At 74.2% G+C, this 14,375-nt stretch carries 12 protein-coding genes; 8 read left to right on the top strand and 4 right to left on the bottom strand.

Annotated features, from left to right (window positions below):
* Positions 1 to 24 precede the first annotated feature (24 nt).
* Positions 25 to 2,595 (top strand): phosphatidylglycerol lysyltransferase domain-containing protein, encoded by a 2,571-nt coding sequence (locus AB0K51_RS18620; protein WP_363456256.1) that lies wholly within the window; start codon positions 25 to 27, stop codon positions 2,593 to 2,595.
* A 231-nt stretch (positions 2,596 to 2,826) separates the two neighbouring features.
* Positions 2,827 to 3,441 carry a class F sortase gene (locus tag AB0K51_RS18615; RefSeq protein ID WP_363456336.1) on the top strand — a complete coding sequence of 205 codons (615 nt, stop codon included), beginning with the start codon at positions 2,827 to 2,829 and terminating at the stop codon, positions 3,439 to 3,441.
* Positions 3,442 to 3,462: 21 nt separating this feature from the next.
* Here AB0K51_RS18615 and AB0K51_RS18610 read toward each other — a convergent pair whose 3' ends face one another.
* A complete protein-coding gene (locus AB0K51_RS18610; protein WP_363456253.1) occupies positions 3,463 to 3,957 on the bottom strand; it encodes an SsgA family sporulation/cell division regulator in 495 nt (164 codons plus the stop codon).
* Positions 3,958 to 4,375: 418 nt separating this feature from the next.
* Between AB0K51_RS18610 and AB0K51_RS18605 the strand changes: the two genes are divergently transcribed.
* The 3 genes from AB0K51_RS18605 to AB0K51_RS18595 all read left to right on the top strand — a co-directional run bounded on the left by AB0K51_RS18605 (position 4,376) and on the right by AB0K51_RS18595 (position 8,107).
* Complete coding sequence (locus tag AB0K51_RS18605; RefSeq protein ID WP_363456333.1) at positions 4,376 to 6,199, top strand: DEAD/DEAH box helicase; 1,824 nt, start codon at positions 4,376 to 4,378, stop codon at positions 6,197 to 6,199.
* Positions 6,200 to 6,583: 384 nt separating this feature from the next.
* Positions 6,584 to 7,234 carry a helix-turn-helix domain-containing protein gene (locus AB0K51_RS18600; protein ID WP_363456250.1) on the top strand — a complete coding sequence of 217 codons (651 nt, stop codon included), beginning with the start codon at positions 6,584 to 6,586 and terminating at the stop codon, positions 7,232 to 7,234.
* A gap of 48 nt (positions 7,235 to 7,282) precedes the next feature.
* A complete protein-coding gene (locus AB0K51_RS18595; protein ID WP_363456247.1) occupies positions 7,283 to 8,107 on the top strand; it encodes a hypothetical protein in 825 nt (274 codons plus the stop codon).
* A 113-nt stretch (positions 8,108 to 8,220) separates the two neighbouring features.
* Here the strand turns inward: AB0K51_RS18595 and AB0K51_RS18590 are convergent, their stop codons facing one another.
* From AB0K51_RS18590 to AB0K51_RS18580, 3 genes are all read right to left on the bottom strand, one after another.
* Positions 8,221 to 8,979: a helix-turn-helix domain-containing protein gene (locus AB0K51_RS18590; RefSeq protein WP_363456244.1), complete on the bottom strand. Its 759-nt coding sequence runs from the start codon at positions 8,977 to 8,979 to the stop codon at positions 8,221 to 8,223.
* A gap of 187 nt (positions 8,980 to 9,166) precedes the next feature.
* On the bottom strand, positions 9,167 to 9,649 hold the full coding sequence (locus AB0K51_RS18585; RefSeq protein WP_363456241.1) for an Lrp/AsnC family transcriptional regulator: 483 nt from the start codon (positions 9,647 to 9,649) through the stop codon (positions 9,167 to 9,169).
* 63 nt (positions 9,650 to 9,712) lie between these two features.
* The gene (locus AB0K51_RS18580; RefSeq protein ID WP_363456238.1) at positions 9,713 to 10,234 is read right to left on the bottom strand and encodes a hypothetical protein; all 522 of its coding nucleotides are present in this window, start codon (positions 10,232 to 10,234) and stop codon (positions 9,713 to 9,715) included.
* 178 nt (positions 10,235 to 10,412) lie between these two features.
* Here AB0K51_RS18580 and AB0K51_RS18575 point away from each other — a divergent pair, with 178 nt between their 5' ends.
* The 3 genes from AB0K51_RS18575 to AB0K51_RS18565 all read left to right on the top strand — a co-directional run bounded on the left by AB0K51_RS18575 (position 10,413) and on the right by AB0K51_RS18565 (position 14,244).
* On the top strand, positions 10,413 to 11,117 hold the full coding sequence (locus AB0K51_RS18575) for a response regulator transcription factor (RefSeq protein WP_363456235.1): 705 nt from the start codon (positions 10,413 to 10,415) through the stop codon (positions 11,115 to 11,117).
* A gap of 17 nt (positions 11,118 to 11,134) precedes the next feature.
* On the top strand, positions 11,135 to 12,508 hold the full coding sequence (locus AB0K51_RS18570) for a HAMP domain-containing sensor histidine kinase (RefSeq protein ID WP_363456330.1): 1,374 nt from the start codon (positions 11,135 to 11,137) through the stop codon (positions 12,506 to 12,508).
* A 188-nt stretch (positions 12,509 to 12,696) separates the two neighbouring features.
* Entirely contained in the window at positions 12,697 to 14,244 is a 1,548-nt protein-coding gene (locus AB0K51_RS18565; RefSeq protein WP_363456232.1) for a cellulose binding domain-containing protein, read from the top strand.
* The last annotated feature ends 131 nt before the right edge of the window (positions 14,245 to 14,375 follow it).

Raw genomic sequence — 14,375 nt, 5'->3', positions numbered from 1 at the left:
CCGACACGGAGGTCCCACCCGCCCATGTGGCAGTCGCTTCTCGACGCCTACCGGCAACGGATCGTGGAGACCGGCCGGGAGCCGCTGTTCCTGCTGCTGCTCGGTCTGGTCCTGTCGTTCCTGTCCATCCGCTTCTCCACCCGGATGATCCGGGCGCAGGTCCGCTGGTGGCCGGGGAACGTCACCCCCGGCGGCCTGCACATCCACCACGTGGTGTTCGGGCAGGCGCTGCTGCTGATCTGCGGCGTGTCGGCGTTCGCCATCCGGGGCGACGGCGGCGCCTGGTGGAACCTGCTGGGCTTCGGCTTCGGCGTCGGGTGCGGCCTGGTGCTGGACGAGTTCGCCCTGGTGCTGCACCTGAAGGACGTCTACTGGAGCGAGCAGGGCCGTACCTCGGTGGACGCGGTGGTGCTGGCGGTGGCGGTGATCGGCCTGCTGCTGATCGGCGAACTCCCGCTCGGCGGCTTCATCTCCCACCCGGACGGCCCCACCCTGGCCGGGGCGGCGGTGCTGTTCGCCCTGGTGGTGGTCAGCCTGCTCAAGGGCAAGACCTGGACCGGGCTGCTCGGCATCATGCTGTGGCCGGTCGCCCTGGTCGGGGCCGTCCGGCTGGCCCGCCCCGGCAGCCCGTGGGCGCGCTGGCGCTACCGCTCGCGGCCGCGCCGGATGGCCCGCGCCGAACGCCGCGAGGACCGCATCCACCGCCGGCTGGTCGCCGCCAAGACCGCCGCCTACGACCTGGTGGCCGGCAGCCCCGACACCGGTGCCGGCCGGCCCGACGCCGGAGTCGACGCCGCGGCGCCGCCCGTCGCCGTCCCGGTCGCCGAACCCGTGCCGGCCCCGGCGCCCGAGCCCGCGGTCGAACTCCCCGTCCCCGGCTGGCGGCTGCGCTGCGCCGAGGTCGCCCAGTGGTACCTGCGGATCGCCACCCTGCTCAACCTGGTCGGCGCGGTCGTGGTGCCGTTCCGCGAACAGGTCGACCGGGCCAACCGCGGCGAGTACTTCACCCCGGTCCTGGTCACCTCCGGCTTCACCACCGCACTGCTGGCCGGGCTGCTCGCCGTGATGCTGCGCCGCCGCAAGCGCGCCGCCTGGCTGACCGCGCTCGCGCTGACCGCACTGCACGTCGCCGTCTACGCCCTCGCACTGGGCTTCCCCGAGTACCGCGCCCACCCGTTCAACTGGGTCTCCACCGCGGTCACCCTGGCCCTGCTGGTCGTCCTGTGGCTGGGCCGCGCCGCCTTCCGGGTCCGCGGCGGGCGCGGCAACCTGTCGCTCGCCGCCGCCGTCCTGCTGCTCGGCGGCGCCGCACTCACCTTCCTCGGCGCACTCGCCGTCCGGCTCAGCCACGCCGACGGCGTCCCGAGCTGGGGCGAGGCCGTCGGCTACGTACTGCTGCGCCTGGTCACCCTCTCGGGGGTCGTCCAACTCAGCGACGTCGACGTGCCGCGCTGGATCGACGTCGCCGTCAACCTGCTCGGCACGGCGCTGCTGCTGCTCACCCTGCGGATCCTGCTGCGCTCCCCGCGCGGCACGGACCAGCAGAGCCCCGAGGACGAGCTGAGACTGCGTCAGCTGCTCGCCCGGCAGGGCGGCCGCGACTCGCTCGGCTACTTCGCGCTGCGCCGCGACAAGTCGGTCGTCTGGTCGCAGAGCGGCAAGGCCGCCGTCGCCTACCGGGTGGTCAACGGCGTGGCGCTGGCCTCCGGCGACCCGCTCGGCGACCCCGAGGCCTGGCCGCAGGCGATCGAGGACTGGCACCGGCAGGCCCGCGCGCACGCCTGGATCCCCGCCGTCACCGGCGCCGGCGAGCAGGGCGGCACCGTCTACGCCCGGGTGGCCGGCCTGCGCGCCCTGCACCTCGGCGACGAGGCGGTGGTCGACACCGCCGGCTTCACGCTGGCCGGGCGGGACATGCGCGGCCTGCGCCAGACCAGCCGCCGGGTCGCCCGGGCCGGGTACCAGGTGGTGATCCGCCGTCACCGCGACATCCCGCCCGACGAGTTCACCGCGCTGGTCCGGCTCGCCGACGCGTGGCGGCACGGCCGCACCGATCGCGGCTTCTCGATGGCCCTCGGCCGGCTCGCCGACCCCGCCGACGGCGACTGCCTGATGGCCGAGTGCCGAGACGAGAACGGCCGCACCGCCGCGCTGCTCTCCTTCGTCCCCTGGGGGTCCGACGGGCTGTCGCTCGACCTGATGCGACGCGACCGGGAGTCCGACCACGGCCTGGTCGAGCACACCGTCGCCGAGCTGCTCGAACGCGCCCGCGAAGGGGCGGAGCCGCTGGCCGGGGTGGCCCGGGTCTCGCTGAACTTCGCGATGTTCCGCGAGGTCTTCGAGGAACGCCTGGGCGCCGGGCCGGTCCTGAGACTGTGGCGGGGGGTGCTCCGCTTCCTCTCCCGCTGGTGGCAGCTGGAATCCCTCTACCGGGCCAACGCCCGCTACCGGCCCAGCTGGGAGCCGCGCTTCGTGCTCTACGACAAGCCCTCCGAACTCCCCGCGATCGGCCTCGCCAACGCCCTGGCCGAGGGCTTCCTGACCCGCCCCCGCCTCCGCGGCCGCCGCACCACGCTGGGGGAGCTCCGCGACTGACACCCGCAACGCGCGCTGCGCGCGGCGGGAGGAGCTTGCGATGAGCTTCGCGGGGCGCCGGGCCGGACGGTCGTGCTTCCCGCCTTCCGGCCGGAGGCCGTGTGCTGCGCGCGGCGGGCGGGTCGCTTGGCTGAGGGGGTGTCACCCGGAGGGGCTTGCGGGGGTGCTGGGGGTGGTGGGCGTGGGTTGACTGGGCGGGTCGTGGTCGGTGGGCGGGCGGGAGGTGGTGTGGTGGGCGGGCGGTGGTCGGGGGCGGTGGCGGCGGGGGGTGCGATCGTCCTGGGGGCCTGGTTGCTGAACGGCGGGCTGGGGGCGCTGCCGCCCGCGCCGGGCATCGCGCAGGCGTACGACGGGACGCCGGTGGGGCCGGTCGTCCCGCCGTTGCCGCCCTCGCCGCCGGTGCGGATCCGGATCCCGGTGCTGGGGGTGGACGCCCCGGTGGCCCGGCTGGCGCTGGACGCGCAGGGCCGGCTGCAGCCGCCGCCGGACGCCGACCGGAACCTGGCGGGGTGGTACCGGGACGGCGCCGCGCCGGGCTCCAGCGGGGCGGCGATCCTGGCCGGGCACGTGGACAACGCGCACGGCCCGGCGGTGTTCTACCGGCTGGGCGCGCTGCGCCGCGGCGACCAGCTGGAGATCGCCCGGGCCGACCGGGCCACCGCCTGGTTCCAGGTGGACGGCGTCGAGGTCTACCCGAAGCAGGACTTCCCGGACGCCAAGGTGTACTCGGCGACCCCGGACTCCCAGCTGCGGCTGATCACCTGCGGAGGCTCGTACACCCATGGGGGCGGGTACGACGGCAACGTGGTGGTCTACGCGCACCTGGTGCGCACCGGGAAGGACTGACGTGCGCTGGCGGCCCGGCGGTCAGGCGAGCAGTTCGGCGAGCGCCCGGTCGGCGTCCAGGTGCCGTAGCTCCTGGCCCTCCGGCACGGTGAGGTAGCTGCTCCACAGGAAGCGGCGCAGCGCCTCGCCGTCGAACTGGAGCAGGGCGACGCCCCCGGGGGAACGCAGTTCGACCATGGTGCGCCCGCCGAGTGCCGGGCGGATGTGCACGTCGCCCTCGCCGCTGGGCAGGTCCAGGCCGGTGGCGAGCAGGTGGCGGGCGAACACCCAGGTGATCTCGGCGGGTGGCGGGGGCCCGTCGAGCACCGGGCCGTCGGCGGGTTCGAGTGCGTCGAAGGGTTCGAGCGGGTCGGTGTCCACGGCGTCCAGGGCGTACTCGGCCGGGAACAGCATGGCGACCGCCAGCGGATCGTCCGACCGGTAGCGCAGGGTCACCCGGAGCCGGGCGGTGCGGTGGGTCGTGACGATCAGACGGGCGTGGGTGGTGTGCTCGACCACCGCGGGCACTGCGTACACGGCGTTTCCTTCCGGGGGCGTGCGAATGCGGGAGTGGCCGGTGCCGACTCCTGCTACTGAAGAGTCGAAAGTGGACGAAGTGATTACGCCCGTTTCCGGACTTCCTGATGTGATCTGCGTCATGCTCGGCCGGGCGGGCGTCGGGGTGGGTCCGAGGCGGACGGGGAGGCGGCGGTCCGCGGCGGCGGGTCGAACGAGTTGTCGCCCGGCGCGGTCGCGGTGGCGAGGCGCTGACGGGTGGTCAGCCGGAATGGGACGCGCGCCACAGGGGCGTGCCGTGGCCCCCGTCCGGCTGCGGGGACGGGCTAGGCTGGGCGGGTTCCACGCCTGCCCGCCGACCGCGGGATCGGGGCCGAATACCGGCTCTGACCTGCGACGACCCTGTTCGGAGACCGTGACTACCGCCGCCTCCTCCTCGATGTCCCCGCTGTTCTCGCACGCGGACGCCGCCCATCCCCGGCCCGCCGGGACGTCCGCCGCCACCCACCTCTCCCCGGCCTTCCCGGGCCGTGCCCCCTGGGGTACCGCGGGCAAGCTGCGGGCCTGGCAGCAGGGTGCGCTGGACCGGTACATCGAGAGCCAGCCGCGGGACTTCCTGGCGGTCGCCACCCCGGGCGCCGGCAAGACCACCTTCGCGCTGACCCTGGCCTCGTACCTGCTGCACAACCACCTTGTGCAGCAGATCACCGTGGTCGCGCCCACCGAGCACCTGAAGAAGCAGTGGGCCGAGGCCGCCGCCCGGATAGGGATCCGGCTGGACCCGGCGTACTCCTCGGGCCCGCTGTCCAAGGACTACCAGGGCATCGTGGTGACCTACGCGGGCGTCGGGGTGAACCCGATGCTGCACCGCAACCGGACCGAGGCCCGCAAGACGCTGGTGATCCTGGACGAGATCCACCACGCCGGTGACTCGAAGTCCTGGGGCGAGGCCTGCTTCGAGGCCTTCGAGCCCGCCACCCGGCGGCTCGCCCTGACCGGCACGCCGTTCCGCTCGGACACCAACCCGATCCCGTTCGTCCAGTACGAGGCGGGCGGCGACGGCATCCGCAAGTCGGTCGCCGACTACACCTACGGCTACGGGCACGCGCTCTCCGACCACGTGGTCCGCCCGGTGATCTTCCTCAGCTACTCGGGCAACATGCGCTGGCGCACCAAGGCCGGCGACGAGCTGGAGGCGCGGCTCGGCGAGCCGATGACCAAGGACCTGATCGCCCAGGCCTGGCGCACCGCGCTGGCCCCGCAGGGCGAGTGGATCCCGGCCGTGCTGCAGGCGGCCGACCGGCGGCTGTCCGAGGTCCGCAAGGCCATCCCGGACGCCGGCGGCCTGGTGATCGCCACCGACCAGACGGTGGCCCGCGCCTACGCCAAGCTGCTGCGCGAGATCTCCGGCGAGAAGGTCACGCTGGTGCTCTCCGACGAGGCCGAGGCGTCCAAGCGGATCTCCGACTTCGCCGAGGGCACCTCGCGCTGGATGGTCGCGGTGCGCATGGTGTCCGAGGGCGTCGACGTGCCGCGGCTGTGCGTCGGCGTGTACGCCACCTCGATCTCCACCCCGCTGTTCTTCGCCCAGGCCGTCGGCCGCTTCGTGCGTGCCCGCAAGCGCGGCGAGACCGCCTCGGTCTTCCTGCCGACCATCCCGATGCTGCTCGGCTTCGCCAACGAGATGGAGCTGCAGCGCGACCACGTGCTGGACCGCCCGAAGAAGGAGGGCGAGGGCCTCTTCGACGAGGAGGACCGGCTGCTCGCCGAGGCCGAGAAGACCAAGGACGAGGCGGACGGCGGCACCGAGGAGTTCTCCTACGAGGCGCTGGGCAGCGACGCGGTCTTCGACCGGGTGCTGTACAACGCCATGGAGTTCGGCATGCAGGCGCACCCGGGCAGCGAGGAGGAGGAGGACTACCTCGGCATCCCGGGCCTGCTGGAGCCGGACCAGGTGCAGATGCTGCTGCAGAAACGCCAGCACCGCCAGATCCAGCGCTCCAAGGCCAAGCCCGCCGAGGAGGCCGACCTGCTGGAGCTGCCCGCCGAGGAGCGGCCGGTGGTCACCCACCAGGAGCTGCGGGAGCTGCGCAAGGAGCTGAACGCGCTGGTCGCCGCCTGGCACCACCGCACCGACCAGCCGCACGGCACCATCCACAACGAGCTGCGCCGGCAGTGCGGCGGCCCGCTCACCGCGCAGGCCACCGCCAACCAGCTGAAGGCGCGGATCGGCCGGATCCGGGAGTGGGCGACCCAGGGCTGAGACCCGGCGCCCCTGAAGAACCGTCACTTCTCGGCCAGCCCGGGAGCCGGTGTCCGGACTCCGGAACACTCTCGAACTGGTGCGCGGTTCAGGGCCGGGTAAATGGGTGGTTTTGTCCTGTATCACATCTCGAAAACGCGTCGAAACAGATCGGATTTTGGACAACCACTTCCGCTGTACACCCCCGGTTCACTAGCGTCTCCCCACACTCGATCGGGCCCCACCCCGTAGCCCGGGAGAGTGCCGCGGAGCTCTGTGCCCTTGTCGACGTCGCCGAGGCGCGGACTCCCGCGCGGACACCCCCCTGCGCGCGCTCAAATCCGGTTCGTCCCACGGCAGTTGTGTCGTAGGGTCGGCCTCGCCGCGGAAAGGACCAGGCGCGTCGTGACTGCTGAGACCTCCCAGACCCTGGACAGGGGTGTCCGGGTACTGAAACTGCTCGCCGATTCCGAGCGCGGGCTGACGGTGACCGAGCTGGCCGCCCGGCTGGCCGTGAACCGCACCGTCGTCTACCGGCTGCTGGCCACCCTGGAGCAGCACGGCCTGGTGCGCCGCGACATCGGCGGCCGGGCCCGGGTCGGCCTCGGCGTGCTGCGGCTCGCCCACCGGGTCCACCCGCTGCTGCGCGAGGCGGCGCTGCCCGCGCTGCGCTCGCTCGCCGAGGACCTCGGCGCCACCGCCCACCTGACCCTGGTGGACGGCAACGAGGCGCTGGCCGTCGCCGTGGTCGAGCCGACCTGGACCGACTTCCACGTCGCCTACCGCACCGGCCTGCGCCACCCGCTCAGCGAGAGCGCGGCCGGCCGGGCGATCCTGGAGGCCCGCGCCTTCCCCGGCCAGCGCCGTCCCGACCAGGGTTTCGTGATCACCCGTGCGGAGGAGCAGTCCGGGGCCAGCGGTGCCGCGGCGGCCCTGCTCGGGCTGAGCGGCATCGAGGGCAGCGTCGGCGTGGTGATGCTCAACGGCCTGGTCCCGGAGCGGGTCGGCCCGCGCGTGGTGGAGGCGGCCACCGAGGTCGCCGACGCGCTGCGCTGATCCGACTGGGCGTCCTCGGCGGCGCCCGCGGTGTGTTTGGATGCCGGTGTGTCCGAAACCAAGCAGCAGCCCCCGGTCGCGAAGCGGCCCTCGGCGATCTCCCCGAAGACCCGTGCGCTGACGCTGTGCGCCCTGCCGGTGGTGGCGCTGTTCGCGGTGGCCGCGTTCGTCCCGCTGCCGTACACGCTGGAGTCGCCCGGCGTCACCGCGGACACGCTGGGCCAGTACCAGGGCCGCCAGGTGATCACCATCACCGGTGCCCCGGTGCGCGCCACCACGGGGCAGCTGCGGGCGGTCACCATCTCGGCCACCAACCCGGGCGAGCGCAACAGCCTGTGGGACTCGCTGCTGGCGTGGACCGACCCCAAGCAGGCGGTCGTCCCCACCGAGCAGGTCTACCCGCAGAGCGACCCGGACAAGGCGCAGCAGGTGACGGAGCAGCAGATGACCGAGTCCCAGGACAGTGCCACGCTGGCCGCGCTCGGCTACCTGCACCTCTCGCCCGCGCAGGTGAAGGTGGTCATCGACCTCGGCGACATCGGCGGCCCGAGCGCGGGGCAGATGCTGGCGCTGGGCATCGTGGACAAGCTGGCGGGCGACGGCAAGGGCGGGGACCTGACCGGCGGCAGGATCGTGGCCGGCACCGGGACGGTGGACGCGGACGGGCGGGTCGGCGAGGTCGGCGGCGTCCCGCTGAAGACCCAGGCGGCGGCCCGGGACGGCGCGACGGTGTTCCTGGTGCCGCGCGGCGAGTGCGCCCAGGCCAAGGTGAACACCCCGGCGGGACTGCAGCTGGTGCCGGTGGACACCCTCGCCGACTCGATCGCCGCGCTCGGCGCGCTGAACAGCGGCGGCGCGGTCGCGCACTGCTGACGGTCGTCCGCGGCCGACGGCGGCCGTCCCGACGGTCGTCGGGGCAACGGGCCGGGCGTGGCACCCCCGTGCGCCCGGCCGTCGAGTGCGTCACCCCTCGGTACGGCGGGGTCCTACAGTCCGAAGGCGGCGGTCACCAGGTCGTCACCGACCCTGGTGCGCAGTTGGGCGGCGATCTGCGGTAACCGGTGCGCCTGCGTCATCGGCAGTCCCACCGCCACCGCGGCGAGCCCGCTGCCCAGCACGATCGGCACCGCCGCCCCGGCCAGCCCCATCGCGTACTCCTGGTACTGGGTGATCGGCGCGGCCCGCTGCGGTCCCTGCCGGGGCAGCAGCGGGAGGTGGGCCGGTTCCCGCAGGGTGTACGGGGTGAACGGCACCATCGGGTAACGGGCCAGGTGGGCCCGGCGCTCCTCGGCGGACATCAGGGCCAGCAGGGTCTTGCCGGCCGCGTGGGCGTGCGCCCCGGCCCGGAAGTGCCGCGGGTCGGCGGTGGGTGCGCCGGGGGCCGCGGCGGCGGCGACCAGGTCGATCTCGCCCTCCTTGTACCAGGCGAAGTGGACGGCCGCGGACAGCTCGTGGGCGAGCCGGCCGAGCAGCCCGTCCAGCCGGGACCGGCCGGCCTCCGGACTCTCCTCCCGGGTGAGTCCGGAGACCGCGGGCCCCGTCCGGTACAGGCCCTGACGACGCTCCAGGTACTCGTCGTGGACCAGGGTGCGCAGCAGGTGGTAGGTGGTGCCGAGGGCCAGCCCGGTGTCCCGGGCGAGCTGCTTGGCGGTGGCGCCCGCCGGGTAGCGGGCGGCGGCCTCCAGCAGGCGCAGCGCGCGCTGCGCGGAGGCGATCAGGGTGGGGGCGTCGGTGATCCGGCTCATCGGACCACCTCGGTGGTCCGAACGGCCTTGCGGGACCGCCGGGTTGACGCATGGACAGCTGGCGGGCACTCAGTGAGTGCGGTCCGTATGCTCATGGCTGGGATCTTTGCGTGCACGAGCAAGAGGCATATGCCAATATTCGCCCGGCGACGGTAGACACGCCCGAAACGCCGGAATCGGTCTGCGGTCAGGCCCCGGTGGCCTGCGCCACCAGCGGCAGGATCCGGTACGGCACCGGGTTCTCCAGCGCGATCGCGGTGGACGCCCGGACGATCCCGTCGAAGCCCACCACCCGGTCGATCACCCGCTGCAGGTCCGCGTTGGAGCGCGCGACGATCCGCACCAGCATGTCGCCGTGGCCGGTGATGGTGTGCAGTTCCAGCACCTCCGGCACCGCCGCCAGGTGCGCCCGGACGTCCGCGCCCTGGCCCTGGGAGATCTCCAGCGTGGCGAAGGCGGTCACCGGGTAGCCGAGCGCCGCCGGGTCGACCTGCGGGCCGAAGCCGCCGATCACCCCGCGCGCCTGCAGCCGGTCCAGCCGCGCCTGCACGGTGCCGCGGGCCACCTGCAGCCGGCGCGAGCACTCCAGCACCCCGATCCGCGGCTCCTCGGTGAGCAGCCGGATCAGCCTGCCGTCCAGCGCGTCGATGGCGTCGGGGTGCGAGGACACGGCGGGGCTCCGTTCACTGGGCGGGCGTTCGACCGACATTGTGCGGTCGCACGGCGCCGTCCGTCAGCCCGGGACGGTCTGCACGTCCGGCGGGTGGCCGTTCCAGGTGACGAAGACCGAGGACGTGCGGCCGTCCTTGGAGAAGTCGATCCGCATCCACTGGTCGCCGTGCCAGACCTGCATCCCCCAGCCGGTCTCCGGGGTCGCCGACACCAACTCGGCCTCGGTGGCCCGGAGGTCGAGCGCCACCCGGCCGCCCGGCACCAGGTAGCTGTGCACCGAGGTGGTCGGGCTCGGCGAGCGCTTCACGGCCGGGGTCCGGCTCGGCGCGGACGGCGTCGGGTCGGGGTCCGGGTCGGGGCTCGGCGCCGCGGTGGTGGCGTCGGCGGCCGCGGAGGTGGCCGGGGCGAGCGTCGGCGGCGGCGCGTCCCGGGTCTGCGCGGTGCCCGCCGTCGGCAGCGGCACCGCCACCGGCTCGTCGAACACCGTGTCCGCCAGCACCGCGTGCACGCCGAGCCAGGACAGCGCCACCGCCGCCCCGGTGGCCGCCGTCCAGGCGCCGAGTTTTACCAGTCCGCTCCGCATCGCGGGACATCCTGCCGTACGAAGGTCACGACCAGGTCAGTGGCCCGGACATTCCTCAGAAACCTTGCGGAAAAAGGGTGCAAGCGCGCCGGAAAGCGACTGGACCTGCCCGTCTTCCAGTGGCCTAAACCACCCGAGGTACAGACCAGTTCGCCGTGATGGCGTACCGTGCAGCCCCATGGCAACAGTGCTCGTGGTCGAGGACGACCCTTTCGTACGTTCCGCCCTGATCCGCCATCTGTCCGACTGCGGCCACGCCGTACGTTCCGTCGGCACCGCGCTGGAGGCGTTGCGCGAGGTCGCCCAGGTCGGCTGCGACCTGGTCGTGCTGGACCTCGGGCTGCCCGACCTGGACGGCAGCGAGGCGCTGAAGATGATCCGCGGCCTGACCAACGTCCCGGTGATCATCTCCACCGCCCGGGACGACGAGGCGGAGATCGTCCGGCTGCTCAACGACGGCGCAGACGACTATCTGGTGAAACCTTTCTCCGGGGAACACCTCACCGCCCGGATGGCCGCCGTCCTGCGCCGGCTCGGCGGCGGCGCCCTGACGGCCCCCCAGGTCCTGCGGGTCGGCGGCCTGACCATCGACCCGCAGCGCCGCGAGGCCCTGCTCGACGGCCGCCGGCTCGACCTGACCCGCCGTGAGTTCGACCTGCTGGCCTTCCTGGCCGGCCGGCCCGGCGTGGTCGTCCCGCGCAAGGAGATCCTCGCCGAGGTCTGGCGGCAGACCTACGGCGGCGACCAGACCATCGACGTCCACCTCTCCTGGCTGCGCCGCAAGCTCGGCGAAACCGCTTCCAACCCGCGCTACCTGCACACCGTCCGCGGCGTCGGAGTGCGACTGGAGGCACCGATCGGGCCGGGCGGGTGCACGACGTGAGCCGGATCCTCAGCTCACTGCGCTGGGCGCTGATCAAGGCCGCCATCGCCGGCACCATGATGGTCGCCCTGGCGTTCCTCATCCCGCTCGGCCTGATGGTCCAGCAGACCGCCCGCGACCGGGCGTTCACCGCCGCCGAACGCCAGGCCGCCGCGCTCGGCCCGGCCCTCGCCATCACCACCGACCAGGACGCCATCGCCCGCGCCCTGGCCTCCACCGACGCCGGCGCCCAGGAACGCCTCGCCGTCCACCTGCCCGCCGGACCGGTGGTCGGCACCGCCCGGGTCGACCAGGACGGCCTCAGCACCGCCGAGCAGCAGGGCCGGGCCGGCACCGTCCGCGCCCCCGGCGGCTACGCGCTGCTCCAGCCGGTCGCCGTCGACAACGGACGGGTCGCCGTGGTCGAGGTGTTCGTGCCCGACGCCGACCTGTCCCGCGGCGTCGGCACCGCATGGCTGGTGCTCTCCGGCGTCGCCCTCGCGCTGGTCGCGGTCTCCGTCGCGGTCGCCGACCGGATGGGCACCCGGATCGTCCGCTCCGCCCGCCGGCTGGCCGCCGCCGCCCGTTCGCTCGGCTCCGGCAACCTCACCGTCCGGGTGCCGGTCGACGGACGCGAGGCCGCCGGCGCCCCCGAGGAACTGCGCGAAGCCGCGCAGGCCTTCAACGCGATGGCCGACCGGGTGGTCCACCTGCTCGCCGCCGAACGCGAACTCGCCGCCGACCTCTCGCACCGGCTGCGCACCCCGCTCACCGTGCTGCGCCTCAACGCCGCCTCGCTCGGCGACGGCGACGCCGCCGACGCCACCCGGCACGCCGTCGCCCAACTGGAGCGCGAGGTCGACCAGATCATCCGCTCCGCCCGCCGCGACCCGGTCGACGCCCCGGCGGTCGCGCTCGGCTGCGACGCCGTCGAGGTGATCCGCGAGCGCGTCGCCTTCTGGTCCGCGCTCGCCGAGGACGAGGGCCGCCCCTGGCAACTGGCCGGCGACGAGCGGCCCGTCCCCGTCCCCGTGCAGCGCGGCGACCTGGCCGCGGCCGTCGACGCGCTGCTCGGCAACGTCTTCCGGCACACCGCCGTCGGCACCGCCTTCGCCGTCGACCTGTTGGCGACCGAGCACTCGGTGATCGTCCTGGTCGGCGACGGCGGCCCCGGCTTCACCGACCCCGACGCCGCCATCCGGCGCGGCGCGGGCCACGGCGGCGAGGGCTCCACAGGCCTCGGCCTGGACATCGTCCGCAAGCTCGCCGAGGCCACCGGCGGCGACCTCGCCCTCGGCCGCTCGGCCGTCCTCGGCGGCGCCGAGATCCAACTGCGGCTCAACACCCGCACCGAGGTCCAACTGCCGCGGCAGCAGCGCCGCCGCCCCGGCCGCCCGACCCGCCGGAACTGACCGGATGCCGCCGCCGAACGCTGCCGCCGCGGGGGATGCAGCGAGGTGTCGGACCTTTTCCTTAAGTACGGCCTAAGCGGCCACTACCGCTGCCTCAGCAGACGAAATCCGGCCACCGCCGACGGCTAGCGTCAACGGCGGCCGGGTGCGAGTCCCCGGCTCACCCACTGCGCGGAGGTAGCCGAAGCATGACCAGCAGCAGCCAGCCGACCCGATCCGCCGGCCACCGCCGCCGTCCGCGCCGCAAGCCCCTGGTGGCCGGCGCCGCGACGGTCGCCGTGCTGGCCGCCGCCGGGATCGCGGTGCTCGCCCAGTCCGCGGACGCCGCCGCGCTCGGCGCGGCCTACAGCCGCACCAGCGTCTGGGAGTCCGGCTACACCGGCCAGTACCTGGTCGCCAACTCCACCTCCGGCACCATCCAGGACTGGACGCTCAGCTTCGACCTCCCGGCCGGCGCGAGCATCTCCTCGCTGTGGAACGCCTCCTACACCGTCAGCGGACGGCACGTCACCGTGAAGCCGGAGAGCTGGAACCGCTCCCTCGCGCCCGGCAACACCGTCGACGTCGGCTTCGTGGTCCAGGCCGCCGGCGCCGCCCAGGCCGAACCCGGCAACTGCCGGATCAACGACACCGCCTGCACCGGCGGCACCGGCCCCGCGCCCACCCCGTCCGGCCGCCCCACCACGGCGACCCCGACCCCGGCCCCCACGCCCAGCCCCAGCGCCACCAAGCCGACCGCCGCCCCCAGCAGCGCCAAGCCCACCACCCCGGCGCCCACCCCCACCCCGACACCGACCAGCACCGTCGTCCCGGCCGGCACCGCCCGCTTCGCGCCGTACATCGACACCTCGCTCTACCCGGCCTACGACCTGCTCGGCACCGCGAACGCCACCGGCGTCAAGAACTTCACCCTCGCCTTCGTGGTCTCCGGCGGCGGCTGCACCCCCAAGTGGGGCGGCGTCACCGACCTCGGCTCGGACGCCGTCGCCGCCCAGATCGGCGCCCTGCGGGCCAAGGGCGGCGACGTCCGGGTCTCCTTCGGCGGCGCCAACGGCAGCGAACTCGCCCTCGCCTGCACCTCCACCGCCGACCTGGCCGCCGCCTACCAGAAGGCGATCGACGCCTACGGCCTCACCAAGCTCGACTTCGACATCGAGGGCGGCGCGATCGCCGACACCGCCGCCAACACCCGCCGCGCCCAGGCCATCGCCCAGCTCCAGCAGACCGCCGCCGCCAAGGGCCGCCCGCTGGACGTCTCCTTCACCCTGCCCGCGCTGCCCACCGGCCTCACTCAGGACGGCGTCAACCTGGTCGCCGGCGCCAAGGCCGCGGGCGTCCAGCTCGGCGCGGTCAACATCATGGCGATGGACTTCGGCGACGGCGTCGCCCCCAACCCCCAGGGCCGGATGGGCACCTACGCGATCGCCGCGGCCACCGCCACCCAGGCCCAGCTCAAGTCCGTCCTCGGCGTCGACGACGCCACCGCCTGGGCCAAGACCGCGGTCACCCCGATGATCGGCGTCAACGACGTCGCCACCGAGGTCTTCACCGTCGCCGACGCCACCCAGCTCGCCGACTTCGCCCGCGGCAAGCACCTCGCCTGGCTGGCCATGTGGTCCGGCACCCGCGACAAGGCCTGCCCCGGCGGCGCCAAGGGCTACGCCGACGCCACCTGCTCCAGCATCGACCAGCAGCCGCTCGCCTTCACCAAGGCCTTCGCCGCCTACACCGGCTGACCCCGCACGTCGGCCGCCACCGCGCGCCGTTGCCCCGGGCCCGAGGAGGGGAGCCCGGGGCAACCGCGCGCAGTGGCGCATCCGGGCAGGTCCGGTAGTGTCGGCTGCTGGCCCACGGGGGCCGACGGCGG

Source organism: Kitasatospora sp. NPDC049285 (assembly GCF_040678815.1).
GTDB lineage: Bacteria > Actinomycetota > Actinomycetes > Streptomycetales > Streptomycetaceae > Kitasatospora.
Note: the sequence above shows the minus strand (reverse complement) of the source record. Positions and strands in the feature narration are given on the sequence as shown.